The sequence below is a fragment of the Rhizobium oryzicola genome (assembly GCF_030504645.1).
GTDB lineage: Bacteria > Pseudomonadota > Alphaproteobacteria > Rhizobiales > Rhizobiaceae > Neorhizobium > Neorhizobium oryzicola.
Map to the genome: position 1 here is coordinate 52,252 of NZ_JAUKWQ010000003.1, position 19,580 is coordinate 71,831.

Annotated in this window: 14 protein-coding genes and 1 pseudogene; 5 read left to right on the forward strand and 10 right to left on the reverse strand. The window is 60.4% G+C overall.

What is annotated here, in order from left to right; translation table 11 throughout:
* Positions 1–95: 95 nt before the first annotated feature.
* The 3 genes from Q2T52_RS10915 to Q2T52_RS10925 are packed head-to-tail and all read right to left on the reverse strand — an operon-like array spanning position 96 to position 4,726.
* Complete coding sequence (locus tag Q2T52_RS10915) at positions 96–1,679, reverse strand: hydantoinase B/oxoprolinase family protein (protein ID WP_302076775.1); 1,584 nt, start codon at positions 1,677–1,679, stop codon at positions 96–98.
* Positions 1,676–3,706, reverse strand: coding sequence for a hydantoinase/oxoprolinase family protein (locus Q2T52_RS10920; protein WP_302076776.1), 2,031 nt, complete (start codon positions 3,704–3,706; stop codon positions 1,676–1,678). The genes Q2T52_RS10915 and Q2T52_RS10920 overlap by 4 nt, the downstream gene beginning before the upstream one ends.
* Positions 3,707–3,709: 3 nt before the next feature.
* The gene (locus Q2T52_RS10925; RefSeq protein ID WP_302076777.1) at positions 3,710–4,726 is read right to left on the reverse strand and encodes a 1-aminocyclopropane-1-carboxylate deaminase/D-cysteine desulfhydrase; all 1,017 of its coding nucleotides are present in this window, start codon (positions 4,724–4,726) and stop codon (positions 3,710–3,712) included.
* A gap of 167 nt (positions 4,727–4,893) precedes the next feature.
* Between Q2T52_RS10925 and Q2T52_RS10930 the strand changes: the two genes are divergently transcribed.
* From Q2T52_RS10930 to Q2T52_RS10940, 3 genes are read left to right on the forward strand one after another with little or no spacing between them, the layout of a single operon-like run.
* A complete protein-coding gene (locus Q2T52_RS10930) occupies positions 4,894–6,738 on the forward strand; it encodes an ABC transporter ATP-binding protein (RefSeq protein WP_302076778.1) in 1,845 nt (614 codons plus the stop codon).
* A 24-nt stretch (positions 6,739–6,762) separates the two neighbouring features.
* Positions 6,763–7,464, forward strand: coding sequence for an SDR family NAD(P)-dependent oxidoreductase (locus Q2T52_RS10935; protein ID WP_367187298.1), 702 nt, complete (start codon positions 6,763–6,765; stop codon positions 7,462–7,464).
* Between the two features lies 1 nt (position 7,465).
* Positions 7,466–8,815 carry an NAD(P)/FAD-dependent oxidoreductase gene (locus Q2T52_RS10940; protein ID WP_302076779.1) on the forward strand — a complete coding sequence of 450 codons (1,350 nt, stop codon included), beginning with the start codon at positions 7,466–7,468 and terminating at the stop codon, positions 8,813–8,815.
* A gap of 10 nt (positions 8,816–8,825) precedes the next feature.
* Here the strand turns inward: Q2T52_RS10940 and Q2T52_RS10945 are convergent, their stop codons facing one another.
* From Q2T52_RS10945 to Q2T52_RS10970, 6 genes are read right to left on the reverse strand one after another with little or no spacing between them, the layout of a single operon-like run.
* Positions 8,826–9,635 (reverse strand): sulfurtransferase, encoded by an 810-nt coding sequence (locus Q2T52_RS10945; RefSeq protein ID WP_302076780.1) that lies wholly within the window; start codon positions 9,633–9,635, stop codon positions 8,826–8,828.
* A gap of 26 nt (positions 9,636–9,661) precedes the next feature.
* Positions 9,662–10,648 carry a hypothetical protein gene (locus Q2T52_RS10950; protein ID WP_302076781.1) on the reverse strand — a complete coding sequence of 329 codons (987 nt, stop codon included), beginning with the start codon at positions 10,646–10,648 and terminating at the stop codon, positions 9,662–9,664.
* The gene (locus Q2T52_RS10955) at positions 10,645–11,994 is read right to left on the reverse strand and encodes a M20 family metallopeptidase (protein WP_302076782.1); all 1,350 of its coding nucleotides are present in this window, start codon (positions 11,992–11,994) and stop codon (positions 10,645–10,647) included. The genes Q2T52_RS10950 and Q2T52_RS10955 overlap by 4 nt, the downstream gene beginning before the upstream one ends.
* Positions 11,991–12,911, reverse strand: a complete 921-nt coding sequence (locus tag Q2T52_RS10960) for an ABC transporter permease (RefSeq protein WP_302076783.1) — start codon at positions 12,909–12,911, stop codon at positions 11,991–11,993. The genes Q2T52_RS10955 and Q2T52_RS10960 overlap by 4 nt, the downstream gene beginning before the upstream one ends.
* A gap of 3 nt (positions 12,912–12,914) precedes the next feature.
* On the reverse strand, positions 12,915–13,754 hold the full coding sequence (locus Q2T52_RS10965) for an ABC transporter permease (protein ID WP_302076784.1): 840 nt from the start codon (positions 13,752–13,754) through the stop codon (positions 12,915–12,917).
* A 6-nt stretch (positions 13,755–13,760) separates the two neighbouring features.
* Positions 13,761–15,248: an ABC transporter substrate-binding protein gene (locus tag Q2T52_RS10970; RefSeq protein WP_302076785.1), complete on the reverse strand. Its 1,488-nt coding sequence runs from the start codon at positions 15,246–15,248 to the stop codon at positions 13,761–13,763.
* Positions 15,249–15,424: 176 nt separating this feature from the next.
* Here Q2T52_RS10970 and Q2T52_RS10975 point away from each other — a divergent pair, with 176 nt between their 5' ends.
* Both Q2T52_RS10975 and Q2T52_RS10980 read left to right on the forward strand, forming a co-directional pair.
* Positions 15,425–16,117 (forward strand): FCD domain-containing protein, encoded by a 693-nt coding sequence (locus tag Q2T52_RS10975; RefSeq protein ID WP_302076786.1) that lies wholly within the window; start codon positions 15,425–15,427, stop codon positions 16,115–16,117.
* Positions 16,114–18,432 carry a molybdopterin guanine dinucleotide-containing S/N-oxide reductase gene (locus tag Q2T52_RS10980; RefSeq protein ID WP_302076787.1) on the forward strand — a complete coding sequence of 773 codons (2,319 nt, stop codon included), beginning with the start codon at positions 16,114–16,116 and terminating at the stop codon, positions 18,430–18,432. The genes Q2T52_RS10975 and Q2T52_RS10980 overlap by 4 nt, the downstream gene beginning before the upstream one ends.
* A 291-nt stretch (positions 18,433–18,723) precedes the next feature.
* On the opposite strand, the pseudogene Q2T52_RS10985 reads toward Q2T52_RS10980, so the two are convergent.
* Positions 18,724–19,436: pseudogene (locus Q2T52_RS10985) on the reverse strand (IS6 family transposase).
* Between the last annotated feature and the right edge of the window lie 144 nt (positions 19,437–19,580).

A 19,580-nucleotide genomic window follows, 5' to 3' on the forward strand; every position in this document is an offset into this window, starting at 1 on the left:
TCCTTCGGACACCTTCAAAATGGGGCTCGCCAAGCGGTAAGCCCTTCAAGTTTGATCGCGTGTCATCGGTTCCAGGGTTCGGCAGCGATGCACCATCATACGCGTTTGATACCGTTTCCCCAGCCGCCCCCGCCAGCTGTTTCCATGGTAATGGTCGTGCCAGCCCTGACGCGGGTCGTACTCTTGCCCGGAGCACTGCGTTCTCCGTCCACGTCCGAAATGCGGATCCGCGATCCACAGGCGGGTGAGCCGCCCATGACGCCCCAAGGCTGATGCCGCGTGCGATCAAGATGGACCGTGAGAACTGAGTCGGCATTGACGAGAATCGTCCTTCGAAGACCATGGCCGCCGTCAAATTCACCCGTGCCACCGCTTCCATCGATCAGGCCGTAATCGATGACCGTCAGCGGATATTCCCGTTCGATCAGTTCCACGGGCGAATTGGCTGTATTGGTCATGTGGCAGTGGACGCCGCTTGCGCCGGCCTTGCCCGGCAGGCCGCCCTGGCCGCCGGCATAGGTTTCCACATAGGAATAGGAGCGGCCGCTTGCAGGATCTGTTCCCCCCAGAATGAGCGCATTCATGCTGCCGGTCGAAGCGGCTATGGGCCTGTCCGGGCGGATCTGGTTGAACGCGCCGATCAGGGCATCGGTAATGCGCTGACTGGTGATCGAGGTGCAGAGCGCGACCGGCGATGGCGCTGCAGCGCTGACGATCGATCGTTCCGGCGTCTTAAGCAAGATCCGGCGAAACAACCCGGCATTCGAGGGAATATCCGGGTCGAGCATCGCCTTCACCACATAAAGCACACAGCTTGCTGTCAGGAAGATCGGAGCGTTGACGGGTCCCGCCACCTGTCCGGACGTACCTGTAAAGTCAGCATGCAGAGTGCCGTCGGCAATTGTGAGGCTGACTGTCACAGTGAGGTCCATATCGTTTCCGGCATCATGCCATTCGAGCGTATCCGAGAAACAGCCTGTGCGCCCCTCCAGTGCGCGAAAAGCGTTTTCCAGCCGCTTCTCTGTGGTGGTGAGCAAGGTTGTTACGGCCATGTCAAAACGTTCAACACCGGTGCGTTCGACAAGGGCGGCGAGCCGGCGGGCGCCGGTCGTGTTGGCTGCAGCCTGGGCCAGCAGATCGCCCGCGACCATGTCGGGCGTGCGGCTCGCCAGTTTGAACAGGGCCAGCGTCGAGCGCTCGACATCTCCGTCACGCACCAGGATCATCGGCGGAACGCGTAGCCCCTCCTGCGTGATATCGACGGTTCCAAGCGCCAGGCTGCCGGGTGCAAAACCGCCGAGATCCACCTGATGCGCCATATTGGCGACATAGCCGAGCCGACGGCCATCGGCATCAACAGGGGCGATGACGACGACGTCGGGCAGGTGCGAACCAGTCAGCCAGGGATCGTTGGTAACGACCATTGTCCCGGGGGCTATTTCTTCGCCCAGGTTTTCAATCGTGCGGCTGACGACGCCGGCAATCAGCCCGAGATGGACTGGAATGTGCTCTGCCTGCGCGATGAGTTGGCCCGTGGCATCGAACACGCCGCAGGAAAAGTCGCGCCGGTCGCGGATGTTGATCGAGTGGGCAGTCCGGATCAGGGCCGCTCCCATTTCCTCTGCAACTGCCTGCAGACCGTGGCGAACCACCTCGGCCAGAATGGTATCGTTCTTCATTTCTGCATCCTGATGATGAGGTTGCCATGGTCATCGACCTTGAGCGTCTGGGCGCCGACGATCAAAGTCGTGTCATGTTGCTCGACGATCAGCGGGCCTTGAAGTTCTGTCGCGATCGCGAGCTTGGCGCGGTCGTAGACAGGAACATCGACCATGGCGCCCTCGAACCACAGCGGCGAGCGAGTGATCACGGGATCGTCGCTGGCGGTGATGGTGGGAACCGGCAGCCGGTCGGATGGCGGCGGCGCACTGGCGCTGAGACGCAGCAGGCAGATCTCAATGCTCTCACCGCGCCGGGCGTAGCCGAAGCTGCGGTGATGGGCCTGATGAAACGCCTCTATGGCAGCGTCAAGTCCATCCGCGGTCCAGTGGATTGGCAACTGGTGTCCCTGGCCGCGATAACGCATTTCCAGGACCGGATTGAGCGTAACCGATTTGAAGTCGATCTTGTCCTTGTTCGCCTGGTCGATGATCTTGCCGACCAACATCTCGATCGCTGCGCGGATATCGGAGTTCGACATGCTACCAGTTAAGCCGGACATCATCGATGTCTCGTCGTGCTTCCACGGCGCAAGCAATAGGCCGATCCCGCAGAGCAGGCCAGGCGAGGGCGGAACGATGACGGTCTCGATATCCATTTCGGCGCAGAGATCGACCGCATGCAATGGACCGGCGCCACCAAAGGCCATGACGGCGAAATCCCGCGGTTCCAGCCCGCGTTCCACCGTGATGCGCCGCATGCCGCGCACCATGGCCGCATTGACCACCTGCAGGATGCCGACCGCCGCCTCTTCAACGGAGATACCAAGCGGTTTGGCGACATGGGTTTCGATTGCCTTGGCCGCCCTCTCCCTGTCGATGACGATGCCACCGCCTATCTGGCGGCCCGGACGGAGGCGACCGAGAATGACATTGGCGTCCGTCACGGTCGGGCGCTCTCCGCCCTTGCCGTAGGCTGCTGGCCCCGGCCGAGCGCCTGCGCTTTCCGGTCCCACCTTAAGGAGGCCGCCGGCATCGACATGGGCGATCGAGCCGCCACCAGCACCGAGCGTAATGATGTCGAACATCGGCACGCGCAGGGGAAAGCCTTCGATCTCGCTCTCGTAGCGGGTCAGGATCTGGCCATTCTCGATCAGGCCGACATCGAAGCTGGTGCCGCCCATGTCGATCGTCACGACATTCTGATAGCCTGCGGCCTCGGCGAAGCGGCGGGCGCCAATCATTCCGGCCGCCGGGCCGGAAAGACAGGTATGCACGGCCTTGACGCCGCTTGCGGTTTCGATCGGCATGACACCGCCGCCGGACTGCATGATCGCGGGTTCCACCGTCACGCCATCGGAAACCAGCGTGTTGGCGATGCGTTCGAGATAGTCCTTCAACGGCGGCATCAGATAGGCGTTCATGACGGTCGTCGAGGTACGTTCGAACTCACCAGGTTCTGCGAGAACGTCCGAGGAGATCGAGATCTTCAGACCTGGCGCCATGGCGCGAACGATTTCGGCCGCACGCCGTTCGTGTGTCGGATTCGCGTAGGAATGCAGGAAAGAGATAGCCACGGTCTCGATGCCGGCGGCCAGCATCGCGCTGACGGCACTGCGAACAGTTTCTTCATCGAGAGCTCGCGTAACTGCCCCATTCGGGGCGAGCCGTTCAACGATCTCGTAGACGAATTCGCGTGGTACAAGCGGCTCAGGTTTGCGGGCGTACTGGTCGTAGAGATGGGCGCGCGTCTGGCGCCCGATTGCCAGCACATCGCGAAAACCGCTGGTCATGAGGAGCCCGGTGCGCGCTCCGCGCCGCTCCAGGATCGCATTGGTTGCCACTGTGGTGCCATGAGCAAAACCGGAAAGCTCATGGGGGGTGATGCCCGCCATGCCGAGTGCTGTACGCGCGGCATCGACGACGGCCGTCGCCTGATGGCCGGTCGTCGTCGGCGTCTTCACGAAGAAGGTCTTGCCGGTTTCCTCTTCAAACAGGCAAAGGTCGGTGAAAGTGCCGCCGACGTCACATCCAATGCGATAGACCATGACTCAGCCCGCCTGATCTTCTTTGAGATCGCTGGTGAGCAGACCGGCGAAGGGGTAGAGCGCCGGCGAACCGCCGCAATGGATGAAAAGGACCGAACTGCCCTTCGCGATGCTGCCTGCCTTGACACAGCCCATGATGCCGGCAAAGGCCTTGCCGGTATAAACGGGATCGAGCAGCACGCCTTCCTTGTTGCCGGCGAGCTTGATCGCTGCGTTGCCGGCCTCGGAGGGAATGGAATAACCAGGGCCGATATAGTCATTCTCGATGCGGATCTCGTCCGCCGTCCATCGCCGGTCATAATCGAGAAGCTCGGCTGCAGCATTGGCCATCACGGCAATACGTTCGCTGAAGGGAACGGCGCTACCAGTCACGGCGATGCCGATCACTTCCGTCTTCGGCATGAACATGGCGCAACCGACATGGAGACCGGCTAGCGTACCGCCCGAACCGACCGGCGCGACGATATAGTCCGGTGTCGCGGTGCCAGCGGCGGCGTATTGCTCTGCCAGTTCCTTCACGGCATTCACATAGCCCATGGCACCCAGCGCGGAAGCGCCGCCGAGCGGGATGATATAGGCCTTTTCGCCGCGCGCCTCGGCTTCCGCTGCATGATGAGCCATGCGCGGATTGATCTCGGTGAAATAGGCGTCCGGATCGAGGAAGTCGATCTCGGCACCGAACAGGTGATCGAGAAGGAGATTGCCCTGATACATATCCGGGCGGTTGCCGCGCAGAACGAGGATTGGCTTCATGCCGAATTTGCGGGCGGCAGCGGCCGTCATGCGGGCATGGTTGGACTGATGTCCCCCTGTGGTGATCAGCACTTTCACGCCCTGCGCCACCGCATCGGCCATCAGATATTCAAGCTTGCGGACCTTGTTGCCGCCGCCGCCGAAGCCGGTGAAATCGTCGCGCTTGACGGAGAGCGAAATCCCCAAGTCTGTGCTTAGCCGCTCCAGCTTTTCGATTGGCGTCGGCAGAAAGCCGAGGGAGAGGCGGGGGATGTCTTCAAGCTTCATGGAATTCTCCTCGTGTCTCGACCACTGCCTATCGGCGTGTCGGCGCATGTAACCAAAATATATCATATATCATGTATCCCGACTGGCAAGGTGCTTTTATTTGTGGCATGCAATAGAATGAGGCAGATGTTCCCTATCGCCTTATGGCGACCTCGAAAGGACTTGATATGGCAGAGCCCGTCATCCGCGTGTCCGGCTTGAAAACCTCTTTCCAGCGAAAGGGCTTGTGGCTCCCGGTTGTCCGCGACGTATCCTTTGATGTCGCCGCCGGAGAAACGGTAGCGCTGGTCGGCGAGAGCGGCTCGGGCAAAAGCGTGACAGCCATGTCGCTCATGCGGCTCTATCCGCCAGAGACCTGCCGTATCGAAGGGGAGGTGAGGCTGGAGGGGCAAGACCTGCTGCAGTTTCCCGAACGTAGGATGCGCGACATTCGTGGCAATCGCGTCGCGATGATCTTTCAGGAGCCGATGACCAGCCTCAATCCATCGCTGACCATTGGCGACCAGATCTCCGAAGTGCTCGTTGCCCATCGCGGCCTGTCCCTCAAGGCGGCCGCCAAGGAAACCCTCGCCCTGATGGAGAAGGTGCGCATCCCGTCTGCGGCAAAGCGCATGCAGGAATATCCACATCAGCTGTCCGGCGGCATGCGTCAGCGCATCATGATTGCGATGGCACTGGCCTGCCGCCCGCGCCTCTTGATCGCCGACGAGCCGACGACGGCGCTCGATGTGACGATCCAGGCGCAGATCCTCGAGCTCATCAAGTTGCTGCAGGAAGAGGAGGGCATGGGCGTTCTCTTCATCACCCACGACATGGGCGTTGTCGCAGAGATCGCCGACCGCACAATCGTCATGTATAAGGGGGAAGCGATCGAGCGCGGCGCGACCGGGGAGATTTTCGCCGATCCCCAGCGCGCCTATACGAAGGCGCTGCTGTCCGCTGTGCCGAAGCTTGGTTCAATGACCGGCGAGCCCGGCCCGGCTCGGTTCCCACTGATCGACGTGGAAAGCGGTCATCCGGTTGAAATGCCTGTTGTCGCGGACACGGTGTCGGCGGAGCCGGTTCCGCTGCTGCAGGTCCGCGATCTCACCACGCGTTTCGATATCGCTAATGGCTTTCTCGGCGCCAGATCGGGTCGGGTGCATGCAGTGGAGAGCGTCTCCTTTGATCTGAAGGCCGGCGAAACGCTGGCTCTGGTCGGCGAAAGCGGTTGCGGCAAATCGACGACGGGTCGAACGATCATGCGCCTGCTCAATGCAACTTCAGGATCGGTCAAGCTCGATGGCAGGGAGATCCTCGATCTGACCGGGCAGCAGCTGCGCGACATGCGTCGGCATATTCAGATGATTTTTCAGGACCCTTTCGCTTCGCTCAATCCGCGTATCGAGGTGGGTGATGCCGTTGCCGAGCCGCTGCTGACTCATGGTATTGCGTCGGGCAAGCGTGATGCGCGCGATCAGGTGGCCGACCTTATGGTCAAGGTCGGTCTGCAGCCGGACATGGCCGGCCGTTTCCCACATGAATTTTCCGGCGGCCAGCGTCAGCGTCTCTGTATCGCGCGCGCGCTTGCCATGGCGCCGCAGGTCATCGTTGCCGACGAGGCCGTGTCCGCGCTTGACGTCTCGATCAAGGCGCAGGTGATCAACCTGATGCTCGATCTGCAGGAAAGCCTGGGTCTCGCCTATGTGTTCATCTCCCACGACATGGCCGTCGTCGAGCGCATGAGCCATCGCGTTGCGGTCATGTATCTCGGTGAGATCGTCGAGATCGGGCCGCGCCGGTCGATTTTCGAAAATCCTCAGCATCCCTATACGCGGCGCCTTCTGGAAGCGGTGCCCATCCCCGACCCAAGCCGCCGCGGCATGCGCCGGGGGCTCAGCAATGACGAGATCAAGAGCCCCGTCAGACCCTTGTCCTACGTCGCGCCGAAACGGGATTATCGCGAAGTGTCGCCGGGACATCTCGTGCAGGTTTTCGGCGAGGAATGGGGCAACGCGACAGCCGCGGCCTGATGCTTGGGAAAAGGGAATAGGGACATGTCGATGCAGAACCGGGTTGCGATGATCAGCGGCGCCTCGCGCGGGATTGGCGCCGCCATCGCTGACAAGCTTCTGGCCGAAGGCTGGACCGTGAGCCTTGGTGTGCGCACGCCCGAAACCTCCGCCTTTGCAGGCAATCCGAATGCCTTGGTCTGCCGTTTCGATGCGCTCGATCCGGAAAGCGAGCGCGCCTGGGTGGACCAAACGATCGGCCATTTCGGCAGACTGGATGGACTGGTGCACAATGCGGGCATGATGATCCCGAAATCCGTGCTGGAGGCGGAAGACGCCGATTTTGACCTGATCTTCAACGTCAATGTCAAATCGCCGATGCGGCTTTCTCAACTGGCTTGGCCACATCTGGAAAATGCCGCCGCCGGTCGTGTCGTGACCGTGGCCTCCCTCTCCGGCAAGCGGGTCAAATCGGCCGGCTCCGGCCTGTATGCCATGTCCAAATTTGCGGCGGTCGCCTTGGGGCATGGCCTTCGCCAGTGCGGCAAGGACAGTGGCGTTCGTTCGACGGTCATCTGCCCAAGCTTTGTCGCGACCGACATGGGGAATGCACTCGCCAATCGCGACAGCATGGAATTGACCCAACCGCAAGATATTGCCCGGATCGTGCATATGGTTCTTGAGCTTCCCAAGACGGCGAGCATTGCTGAAATTCCGGTGCATTTTAGCGTGGAAGACTGCTACTGACATGAACGCTCCCCTCCTTCATCGCGGCCCGGCCATGACCCCGGTCGCGAATTCCGAAACGCTCCCCGATGCGGTCGATGTGGCGATCGTCGGCGGTGGCATCATCGGGGTTTCCGCCGCCTTCTTTCTTGCTCGGCAGGGCATTCGCGTTGCACTTCTCGAAAAGGGCGAGATCGGTGGCGAACAGTCCGGCCGCAACTGGGGTTGGGTGAGGCTTGCCGGTCGCGATCTGCGCGAACTGCCCCTCATGTTGCAGTCCCACGCCATCTGGGACACCTTGCGGCAGGAAACCGGGGTGGATGTCGGATATCGCAGGCGTGGCATTCTCTATGCTGCAAAAACGGCGGAGGCACGCGATCGCCACCAGCGCTGGGCGGCGGCGGCGCGCGAATTCGGCATCGATGCCCGAAACCTCGATCCTTCGCAGGTGGCCGGCTTCGTGCCGGACCTCAACCGCTCCGTGTTTGGCGGTCTGTACGTACCGGAAGATGCGGGTGCCGAGCCACAGCTTGCCGCGCCCGCCATCGCCTACGCGGCGCAGGCGGCGGGCGCCATCCTTCTCCAGCAATGCGCCGTGCGCGGTCTCGATATCGAAGCGGGCAGGGTGGCTGGTGTTGTCACAGAGAAGGGCCGTATAAAAGCCTCGACGGTGATCGTTGCTGGCGGTGCCTGGTCCTGGCATTTCCTCTCGCGGCATGGGGTGCGCCTGCCGCAGCTCAAGGTTTTCTCATCGGTGTTTCGAACGGCACCTGTCGATGCCGGGATCGAAACGACAATGGGCTTTTCCGATTTCGCCATCCGCAAGCGGCTCGATGGCGGTTATACCGTCGCATCCTCCGCCACCAGCCTCGTCGATATCGTGCCAGACAGTTTTCGCTTCTTCAGGGAGTTCATGCCGGCCTTCCGGTTGGAGCGAAAATCGCTGAAACTGCGTTTCGGCAGGCCGTTTTTCGACGAGCTTGTCACATACAGGCATCGCGCCTTCGACAAAAAGAGCATTTACGAGACGATCCGGGTGCTCGACCCGACGCCCGATGCGGAACTCCTGGCGAGTGTCGAAGCCCATCTGAGGGCCGGCATACCCGCCTTTCGCGACGTGCCGATCCTGCAGAAATGGGGCGGCATGATCGATACCATGCCGGATGTGATCCCTGTTATATCGAAGGTCGGGTCGCTGCCGGGCCTTGTGATCGGCACCGGCTTCTCCGGCCATGGTTTCGGCATCGGTCCTGGGGCGGGGCGTCTCTTGTCCGAGATCGCGACGGACCGGACACCCTGCGTCGACCCGACACGGTTCCGTTTTTCGCGATTCAGCGATGGCAGCCCGATCGAGATCCAAAGCTGGCTTTAGAGCCAACTCCTCACACCTCTTGGGCCGGCCCGATTTCCAGGGGCAGGGCAGCATTGCCGGCCCATTCATGCCAGGAGCCGACATAGATCTTCACCTTGTCGTAGCCGGCAAGCTTCAGGCCATAAAGCGCCGTCGCAGCGCGAGCGCCGCGGTGGCAATAGGTGATGATCTCGCGGTCCGGTGACAGGCCAGCTTTCTCGGCGATCTCGCGGATCTCCTCGGCCGGACGGTATTTCCCGTCCTTCAGCATGTCCTCGTAGAAGGCGAAATGCGAATGCGGGATTCGGCCGGGGCGTGCGCAGCAGGGATGCAGGAAGGTGCCTTCAAACTCAGTACGGCGGCGCACGTCGAATATGTCCGCATCATGCCGGAGAACCTCATCGGTGGAGGCGACCAGTTCACGATGAAATGCGACCGCGCCATTTGATTGTCTGATAGCATCCGGCGCGCCCGCACTCGGAGCGGTGTCCCCGCCCGCTGCTTTCCAGGCCTCGATGCCACCATCCAGGATGAGACCGCCTTTGAGCCCGACCAGTTGGTAAAACCACAGGCCGCGCGGCGAGATCATGCCCGTCTGCTCCTCGAAGAAAACCGGCACGCGATCCTTGCCCAGGCCGAGACGATCGAAGGCTTCGCGAGCACCAGCGGCCATGCCGGCAATGCCTGCCTCGTCACTTTCGGGAATGAAATAGTCATAGACGTTGAGGCTGATCGCGCCGGGAATGGTGGCTTCCCGCCAGGCCGCTTCCGGGCGGACATCGACGGGAACGAGGCGGCCTTCCGGCAGCTTGCTGATGAGTTCGGCGGCGGTGATGATCATGGCCGTTTCCTTGTATCGGAATTCTATTAAATGGAGGGCAGCAGCGTGCCGATGTTCATCGCCTCGGCGTTTCGCAAGATGCGGGCGGCAAATGCGATGTCGAAGACATTGAGCCCGAAGCTCGAAAAATAAAGCGATGCCTCAGCCGGTGGCTTCCAGCCATCCAGAAGGATGGCTGGAAGGTCCGCCGCCACGCGCTCAGCCGGAAATTGGCCGGCGCGATACATCTGGAAAAGGCTCTTGGCGCTCTTTTCCGCAAAATCACCCCATAGATCGACAGTGACGATATCCGTCGCCACGATTGTTTCGAACATCACTTCGTGGAAACCGATCTGCATGATCAGCCTGCCGGGTTTGACCATGGGCGCATCGACGAAGGGTTGCGGCGCCGATGTGCAGCAGATGATGACATCGGCATCTGCTACGGCCTCGGCGAGCTCGGCATGGGGCAAGAGCCGGGTCGCTGCCGAAGCGTCGGCCTCACCGATCAACCTGTCGAGATGCGCGGGCGTGCGGTTCCAGAGGTGGATGGTTTCGCTCTTTGGAAACAAAGACAGCAGCATGTCGAGATGCGTCTGTGCATGGGCACCAGCCCCGAGAAGCGCAGCGGAACGTATGCCGCCGGGTTTCAGCGCGCGTATTGCTGCGGCCGAAACGGCGGCTGTGCGCATGCGGGTGAGCAAAGCGCTTTCTACGGTGCCGACGGGTGCTCCGTCGGCAAGGCGGTTGATGATGGTCGTGCTGCTGATGCTCGGCAGATCGCCGACCGGCGCGGCGCGGTGCACGGTCCATTTCAGGCCCGCCGTGTCATAATCGCCGCCGACGAAGGCGGGCAGGCCATAGGCCTTGTTGCGCGGGTCGGCACCCAGCAGCATGACGCTTTCGGCAATCATGCCTGCTTTGCCGTCGCGCAGAAGCCGGATCGTCGCATGCACGTCGTCGAGTGCCGCCGCCCAATCGAGAGCTCCGGCCTTGATGGCATCGGCGCGAGACAGATGACGGATCGTGCTCATGCGACCTCATCCTCGCGGCCCATGAGGTCGAGCCAACTCGCGATCGACTGGATGAAACGGCGAAACCCTTCGAGCGTCATGAATTCATCGATCCCATGCGCATTGCCGCCGCGGCCGGCACCGGCGAGCAGAAAGGATTTGGCGTGTGGCGCAAAGGCATAGGCCGGGGCAGCACCGATCGCCCATGGCCAGATCTGCGGCATGGAATTCGCTGTCGTCTCGTAGCTTTTCAGAAGCGCTGAGACCCCTGGAGCATCGGCGGCAAACCGAAAGCCCGCATAGCTGTCGGCGACATTGAGAACCGCGCCGGGTACGGCATCCAGCGCTGTGCGGTAACGGAGAAGAAAATCGGTGGGGTCCAGCGATGGAGGGGTGCGCAGCTCAAAGCCCGCGCGGGCGCCATGGGGGATCACGCCGTCCGCGCCGAGCGGCAGGCTTTCCAGGCTCGATATGTTAAAGGAGGCGGTGGCCAGCACATGTTCGAGCAGTGCTTGCGCGTCGCCTTCCAGCGAAAAGGCTTCCGTCTTGCGAAAGCGCAGTTCCGCCGCCGGATTGAAGTTTGCGGTCAATGCCGCGATAATGCCGAGGGCCTCGTCATCGAGGGCGATTTTTGCGAGTTCGCCGGTGGGTGGCTTGCCGATCAGCGACAATGCCTCGATCAGGCGGCTCACGGGGTTGGCGATCCAGGGCGCATTGCTGGAATGAATGGCCGCCTTTGGCCCGCCCCATGCGCCGCCGTCAACGCGCACCTCACCCTTGGCAATGCCGGAAAAGCCGAGATAGACGCGCGGCGCCCCGCCGCCATACTCGCAGAAGGACGGAAAGATCGCCGACGCGCTTTTGCGGACAGGGCAGCCGGGATCGGCGAGATAGTCGCGCATCGCACCACTGCCGCTCTCCTCCTCGCCATCGACAAGAATTTCGACATTGACGCGCAATGTTCCAGCATCGGCCGATGCCTTGATGGCATGCAGCATGCCGGCGAGAGGCCCTTTGTTGTTTTCCGCGCCACGAGCGACGAAGCTTTCGCCAATCCCATCGAGAAAGACGATTCCGCCCTTGAAGGGATCGACCGACCAGCCCTCCTGCGTGGCTGGCATCACATCATACATATTGTAGAGAATGACCGTCACCGGCGCGCCCACATCCATGCGGGCGTGGATGACTGGCGGGCGACCGCGCGAGGATACTGCGGAGACGATGGATGCGCCGAGTTCCTGTTGCAGCCAATCGGTGATCGCTCCGGCCTGATGGCGAAGCTGCTTTTCCTCCCCCTTGACGGAGGGAATGGCGCACCATTGCCGGGTGAGGTCGAGAGCCGCATCGAAAGTCGTGTCTGAGATCATAGCCTGATCCTCGGGTTCAGCCAGACATAGGCGAGATCGACGAGGAAGTTGACGATGACGAAGACCGCTGCTGCAAACAGGACGACCGCCTGCACGACGGGAAAGTCGCGGTTCTGGATCGCTTCGACGGCAAGGCGCCCGATGCCCGGCCATGCAAAGATGATCTCGGTCACCAGCGCACCGCCCAGAAGGGACGCGAAGTACATGCCCTGAACGGTGATGACCGGGATGAGCGCATTGCGCAGCGCATGGTGGACGATGATCCGCCACGACGAAATGCCCTTGGCGCGCGCGGTGCGGATATAGTTTTCCCCGAGAACCTCGATCAGGCTCGCCCTGACCAGCCGGGTGATGGCGCTGAGATAATAGGCGCCGAGCGCGATCGAAGGCATGACGAGCTGCGCAGCCGTGCCGATCCCGCTCGAGGGTAGCCAGCGCAGCTTGAGCGAGAAGAAGATGATCATCAGCAAAGCGAGCCAGAAGACAGGAACGGCCTGGCCGAGCAGCGAGATGATACGGATGGCGAAATCAATGGCGCTGTTCTTGCGGATGGCGGCGATTGTGCCGAGCAGGAACCCCAGCAGCGAGCTCCATAGCAGCGCCGTCAGGGCAAGAAGGGCGGTTGCCGGCAGGCGTTCTATCAAAAGGCCGAGCGCCGGTCGCTGGAAGCGCAAAGAATTTCCCAGTTCGCCGGTGACTGCGCTTGCGAGGAAGCGGCCATACTGGATCCAGATCGGGTCGTTGAAGCCCATGGCCTGCCGGAAGGCTTCAAGCTCCGCGCGCGAAGCTTCCGGCGACATCATCATCGCCGCCGGATCGCCGGTCAGAAACAGGGCGAAGAAGACGATGGCCGAGACGCCTAACATGACGATGAGGCCTTGCAGTGCGCGTCCGGTGATGAAGCTCAGGGTCTTCATGATTTACGTGTTCCTGCTGTCGGCGCGCCGCACGAGCCAATCGCCGATGAGGTTGCACCCAATAACCAGCGCGCCGATGACGAGGCCTGGATAGAGAACCAGCCAGTTTGCGAGCAGGATGAAGGCGCGACCTTCACCGATCAGATTGCCGAGCGTCGGTGTCGGCGGACGCACGCCAAGACCGAGAAAACCGACGGAAGCTTCCAGAATGATCAGCCGGGGCAGGTCAAGTGTCATCAGCACAGTGATCGGACCGACGATGTTCGGCAACACATGACGGAAGATGATGATCATGTCCGACAGGCCGATAGACCGCGAGGCATCGATATATTCCAGTTCGCGGATCTCCAGTGTTTTGGCCCTCGCGACGCGGGCAAACACCGCCCAACCGGTGACGCCGAGCACGACGACGAGATTTCCCATGCTGGGGCCGATAACGGCAACGATCAGCAGGATGAGGAGAATGAAGGGAATGGCAAGCTGGACGTCGACAGCACGCATGATGATGATGTCGAACCAGCCGCGGTAATAACCGGCGATCATGCCGAGCGTGGTGCCAAGCACCACCGAGATGGCAGAGGCGGCGAGAACGATGGACAGCGAAATCGCCGTGCCAAGTCCCAGCCGGGCGAAAAGATCTCGCCCGAGCTGGTCAGTCCCCAGCGGATGAAACTCTCCGCCGATGACGGAGAGTGGTGGCTTGAATGTCGCGGTGAGGGTGCCGCGCACCGGATCGACCGGCCACAGCAGTGGCACGAAGACGCAGAGCGCCAGAACCGCAACCAGAAGGAAAGCCGCGAACAAAGCGTCCGCGTTTTCCCTGACATTCCAGAACCGTGTCATGCTGACTTACTGCTTCTTGATGTCGAAGATCGGGATGCGCGCGTCCGGACGACCCTCGAAAGTGACTGACTTCGCCTTCGCATACAGCGCGTCTTCCTGGTAGAGCGGTATGACAGGCACCTGTTCTACGGCAAGATCCTGGATCTTGTTGAAAACCTCGGCGCGCTTGGCCGGCTCGACGATCGAGCGGCTTTCGTCAAGCAGCTTGTCCAAGGCCGGAATGGAAGCCGTGGAATAGGGTTCGCCGGTCTTGAAGATGGCATAGACCGCCGCATCGGCATCAAGCGTCTGTGTCGAGCCCCAGCCGAGCATGAAGATCGGTCCCTTGCGCGGAACCTGCTGGGTATAGACCGACCAGTCGAGAACTTCCTGATCGACCTTGACGCCGATATCACCGAATTGCTGGGCGATGGCCTGGGCGACTTCGCCGTCCTTCATGTAGCGGTGGGTCGACTGCATCTTGATCGAGAAGCCATTCGGGAAGCCTGCCTCTGCGAGCAGCGCCTTCGCCTTTTTCGGATCATAGGGCGTGACCGGTACGTCCTTGTATCCGAAGTCGGCGGCGCCGACCTGCGTGCCGCGCGGCGAGGCCAGCCCCTGCAGGATGTTCGTCACGATCGACTGGCGGTCGATCGCCATGTTGAGCGCCTGCCGGACCTTGACGTTATCCAGCGGCTTCTCGCTCATCACGAGACCAAGATAGATGGTGAGGCCACCGTTCTTGACCTGCACCAGATCGGCATCCGGGCTTGCCTTCACCATCGGTGCGATATCCACGGGCACGTTTTCGATCAAATCGACCTCGCCGGTCAGAAGGGCCGTGATGCGGGCCGTGCCATCGGGAATAGCCCGCCAGGTGACCTTGTCGATTGACGGCTTGCCGCGCCAGTAATCCTTGTTGGCTTCCAGGATCACGTGCTGGTCCGGAATGAATTCGACGAACTTGTAGGGGCCCGTGCCGACCGGCTTCCGGGCGAAGACGTCATTGCCGACTTCCTTCACGTATTTCGGCGGAACGATATAGGCGGGATAGCGGCTCATGCGAGTCGGCAGCAACGGATCGGGACCCTTGGTCTTGATGCGGACGGTCAGCGGATCGACGATCGTGACACTGTCGATCGTGCGGATATAGGAGACAGTCGGCGACTTGGCGGCCGGATCGAGAACGCGATCGATGGTGAATTTGACGGCTTCCGCATCCATCACTTCGCCATTATGGAACTTCACGTTGGGACGCAGCTTGAATTCCCAGGTCGTGTCGTCGATGGCGGTCCATGACGTGGCGAGACCCGGAACCAGTTTCATGTCCTTGTCGCGCATGACGAGCGTGTCGAAGATGTTGTCGACGATGGTGGCGGCTTCGCGCAGGAAACCAGGGTCCATGGCGGTCGTGGAGGCGCCGCGCCCGACCGTGAGGTCGGCAGCCTCGGCGATCGCCGCGGTGATGGGCAGCAGCATTGATGCTGCCAGAGCAAGACTGATCAGTTTTGTCATCGGGGCCTTCACTTCCTCTGGAGTTTATATCTTTTTATCTACGTGACACCCTGCGGGCCTCACGCCCAAGAGCAGTTGATGATGAAAAGATATATGATATATTCTTCTTGAGCAAGATATGGGCAATTTCGAATCTGTGCTAAAAAACGGGCAAATTTTCCAAAAGTGAGGAAGATGTGAGTACGGCTTTGTTCAATGCAGCTCCAAGAAAGAGTCTCGTCACGCATGTTGAGGAGGAAATCCGTGCTGCTCTGATAGAGGGGCGACTGGAACCCGGAACGCGGCTGGTCACGAAGGAATTGGCGGAATCGCTTGGCATGAGCATTACGCCTGTGCGGGAGGCGCTTGTCCGCTTCGCGGCGTCCGGCGTCCTGACCGCAGAGCCCGCCCAGTCCTTCCGCGTTCCGACAATGACGGTGGCGCAGTATTCCGAGATTTCCGAGATCCGCAAATCGGTCGAGGGACTTGCTGCCTTCAAGGCCGCAACGCAAATTAGCGCGGAAGAGATTGCGCGGATGCAGGTGTTGCTGACCAAATATTTGTCTGCCAAAGCCGACAAGGACCAGCATCTGGCATTGACGCTAAACAAGGAGTTTCGCTTCGTGCTTTATGCGGCAGCCCAGATGCCGACGCTGCTCGGCGTCATTGAAATGCTGTGGCTGAAGGCCGGTCCCGGCTTCAATTACCTGTATCCGGAAGCCCAGTCGGCATCGAATGAGCATCACAACTATGACGATCTGATGCAGGCTCTTCAGAATGGACGCGCCGAGGAAGCTCGCGCGGCGATCGAGCACGCCATAGAAGACGGTGCACGCATTGTCATCGAGGCGCTTGGCCGGCGCGAAACGCAATTGGTGGCCGTGAAGTGAAGCTCCCCCACGGGTTATCCAACAGCAAGATCCGCACCGCTGCCCATTGGGGCGTTTACGAAGTTTCAAAAAGCGGCAATGGCGACCTATTCCTAGCTGGGGCCGCCGAAGATCCCGATCCATCACCCATTGGCTTGCATATGGCCTCCGATGACCTCAAGCAGGTGCGGATCGCGAAGCCTTCTATCCGCAGGAGTTGGCTGGAACGCGGCCCGGGTTCCAACCCTCATCTGCGCGGTCGCGAACCTTTCGTCGAGGTTGAATGGGATCTCGCACTGGATCTTCTGGCGGCTGAGTTCAAGCGTATCCGAGAAAAATTCGGCAACGAAGCGATCTTCGGCGGCTCTTATGGCTGGGCAAGTGCCGGCCGCTTTCATCACGCCCAAAGCCAGGTCCATCGCTTCTTGAACCTGATCGGCGGCTATGTCAGCCATGTCGATAGTTACAGTCTGGCCGCGGGCAAAGTTATCCTGCCGCATGTTATCGAAGGCTTCAGCAACCTTTTCAATCAGCATACGTCCTGGGACGTGATGGCAAAGGAGACTGAACTTTTCGTCACCTTTGGCGGCGTCCCTGTGAAAAACGCTCAGATATCGCAAGGCGGCCCCGGCCGTCATCGCGTCGTCGCAGGAATGCGCGACATGGCGCAAGCCGGCACACGCTTCGTCAACATCAGCCCCGTTTCCGACAACATGCCCGTGGACAGCGAGTGGCTGTCCATCCGTCCCAATACCGATGTGGCGCTGATGCTGGCCCTGGCTTACGTGCTGGAAACCGAGAGGCTGGCCGATCTTGAATTCCTCGCCACCCACTGCGTCGGCTACCAACGGTTCAGGTCCTATCTCCTCGGTCAGACAGACGGCGTCCCCAAGACACCCGCATGGGCATCCGCAATCTGTGGGGTCCCGATGGAACGTATCGCGGTGCTTGCAAGGGAGATGGCCTCAAGTCGAACGATGCTGAACGTCTCCTGGTCTCTGCAGCGGGCGGTGCATGGTGAGCAGCCCTTCTGGATGCTGGTTACGCTTGCGGCCATGCTCGGACAGATCGGCCTGCCGGGCGGCGGTTTCGGTCTTGGCTACGGTGCGGTGAATTCCGTCGGCAATGACAATGCTCGTTTCAAATTCGGAGATGTCCCGCAAGGTAGAAACCCGGTTTCGACCTTCATTCCCGTGGCGCGCATTGCCGATATGCTGCTCAATCCGGGCGAAAGCTTTACCTATAACGGCAAGGTGTACAGCTATCCCGATATCAGGTTGATCTACTGGGCGGGCGGCAATCCATTTCATCATCATCAGGATCTCAACCGGCTCCTGAAAGCCTGGGAGAAGCCGGAAACCATCGTCGTCAACGAACCGTATTGGACGCCGACAGCGAAGCTGGCCGATGTCCTCCTGCCCGTCACGACACCGCTGGAACGCAACGACATCGCCGCCTCAACTGGCGAAGACTTCATCGTGGCGATGAAGAAGGTGGAGGATCCGTTTGGCCAGTCGCGCAACGATTTCGACATCTTCGATGATCTGGGCAGGCGCATGGATATCGATTTTTCCGAAGGCCTCAATGAGGAGGGGTGGCTGAGGCGCATCTACGATATCAGCCGTGAAAATGCCGCTGCCAAGGCGATCAACCTGCCCGATTTCGATGAATTCTGGAATGCCGGCCTGCTGGATCTTGGGCCTGAGGCCGCACCGGTTATCATGCTGGAGAGTTTTCGCGCATCTCCCGACGAGAATCCTGTTCCGACGCCATCTGGCCGGATCGAGATCTTTTCAGAGACGATCAATGGATTTTCGCTTGTAGATTGCCTAGGTCATCCCGCCTGGTTCGAGCCGCCGGAATGGTTGGGCGCATGTGACAGAGACGCAACCACGCTGCATCTCATCTCTGATCAACCCCCACGCCGGTTGCACAGCCAACTGGATGCCAGCCCGCACAGCAAAGCTGGCAAGATCGCTGGCCGCGAACCGATCCACATTCACCCCACGGACGCCGCCGCGCGCGGTATTGCCGACGGCGATCTCGTCGAGGTTTTCAACGCCCGGGGGCGGCTCATCTCCGCAGCGGTCATCTCGGATGCGATCAGGCCGGGCGTGGCTCGCCTATCCACCGGCGCTTGGTTCGACATGGACTTCGATAGCGGTATCGAGCGCCACGGTAATCCAAACGCGGTGACGATGGATATCGGCGCCTCATCACTGTCGCAAGGGTGCAGTGCCCAGACATGTCTTGTCGAGATCCGCAAGCTCAGCGCAAGGCCATCCATGCTCGTTCGCGCATTTGATACACCACAATTCGAGGTGTCAGCACCATGACGGTAGCGTCGCCTTAACTGTGGGGAACCGGCGTTGAGGATGTATGCGGTGTTTCAGGCAGCGACCCGAGCCAGCGATTTCATACCGGATCGAGATGGCGTGGAGTGCGAAGCTGGCGACGGTCGGTGGCGTTCAAGTGTTTCCAGTGACGAAGAACAAGATTGGCGATCTGGCCGCGAGGTGATACGAAACGCTGACATTGTCGCATGAACTTGAAGCGCATCATTCGTCGCTATCTCCGACTGGCACAGTAAACTTACCGGCTTGAACGTAACATCTTGGCGTGAGAAATTAGTTCATGCCGCGTGAAGGCGCGCGATTTGGTCCCATGCTTGCTATTCGCAGTTCGCGATGGTGACTGGTTGGAATATCGTGGCGGGGAATGTGAAAAAGGTTGTTGATCGGGTCATGGATGGAAACGAAACGCTGAAGATGTCGTATTGACTTGAAGCGCTTCAGGATCCTTTCCTGTCGTCGGACGGGTTGATGAGAGTTTTCCGTCCGATTGTTCAATCCCTTGTGAGAACGATGCTCGACGCCAGGCATGCCCCCCGCTTTGCTGCACCATAAGATCGGAATTTGTCGGTGATCATCACGCGCGGCGCGTGTCCTTAGGCTTTCAGGAGCTTGCGCATCAAACGTTTTGCCGCCTTGGTATTGCGGCGGCTTTACACCACCTTGTCGAAAGCAAAGCCATCCTGATCAACGGCGCGCCACAGCCAGTGCTTCCTTCCACCGATGGTGATGACAACCTCATCGAGATGCCATTTGTCCCCGAGCCTGCCAACGGAACTCTTCTGGATATCGTTGGCAAAATGTCTACCGAATTTCTTCACCCACAGCCGCACGGGTTGATGAGAGATGATGATGCCACGCGCTGCCAGCAGATCCTCGACCATCCGCAGGCTGAGCGGAAACCGGAAATACAGCTAAACTGCATGGGCAATCACCTCAGCGGGAAATCGGTGGCGACGATAAAGTGGATCACGGCTAGATTTGGTCATGCAGCCAGATCCCACATTTCGATCGATCTCCGGTTAACGTTACGATGCCCCCGCAGCCTCTTTACGTCCAACCCAATGTAGCGATGGGAGCGAAACATAGCACCGAATAATTTTCTACAATTTTGATGAATATTTAGGAAGCTG

Excerpts from the sequence above, each read along its gene's own strand:
- Q2T52_RS10915 (WP_302076775.1), bottom strand. The coding sequence starts at position 1,679 with ATGAAGAACGATACCATTCTGGCCGAGGTGGTTCGCCACGGTCTGCAG.
- Q2T52_RS10965 (WP_302076784.1), bottom strand. The coding sequence starts at position 13,754 with ATGACACGGTTCTGGAATGTCAGGGAAAACGCGGACGCTTTGTTCGCG.
- Q2T52_RS10930 (WP_302076778.1), top strand. The coding sequence starts at position 4,894 with ATGGCAGAGCCCGTCATCCGCGTGTCCGGCTTGAAAACCTCTTTCCAG.
- Q2T52_RS10940 (WP_302076779.1), top strand. The coding sequence starts at position 7,466 with ATGAACGCTCCCCTCCTTCATCGCGGCCCGGCCATGACCCCGGTCGCG.
- Q2T52_RS10945 (WP_302076780.1), bottom strand. The coding sequence starts at position 9,635 with ATGATCATCACCGCCGCCGAACTCATCAGCAAGCTGCCGGAAGGCCGC.
- Q2T52_RS10970 (WP_302076785.1), bottom strand. The coding sequence starts at position 15,248 with ATGACAAAACTGATCAGTCTTGCTCTGGCAGCATCAATGCTGCTGCCC.
- Q2T52_RS10955 (WP_302076782.1), bottom strand. The coding sequence starts at position 11,994 with ATGATCTCAGACACGACTTTCGATGCGGCTCTCGACCTCACCCGGCAA.
- Q2T52_RS10920 (WP_302076776.1), bottom strand. The coding sequence starts at position 3,706 with ATGGTCTATCGCATTGGATGTGACGTCGGCGGCACTTTCACCGACCTT.
- Q2T52_RS10925 (WP_302076777.1), bottom strand. The coding sequence starts at position 4,726 with ATGAAGCTTGAAGACATCCCCCGCCTCTCCCTCGGCTTTCTGCCGACG.
- Q2T52_RS10950 (WP_302076781.1), bottom strand. The coding sequence starts at position 10,648 with ATGAGCACGATCCGTCATCTGTCTCGCGCCGATGCCATCAAGGCCGGA.
- Q2T52_RS10960 (WP_302076783.1), bottom strand. The coding sequence starts at position 12,911 with ATGAAGACCCTGAGCTTCATCACCGGACGCGCACTGCAAGGCCTCATC.
- Q2T52_RS10935 (WP_367187298.1), top strand. The coding sequence starts at position 6,763 with ATGTCGATGCAGAACCGGGTTGCGATGATCAGCGGCGCCTCGCGCGGG.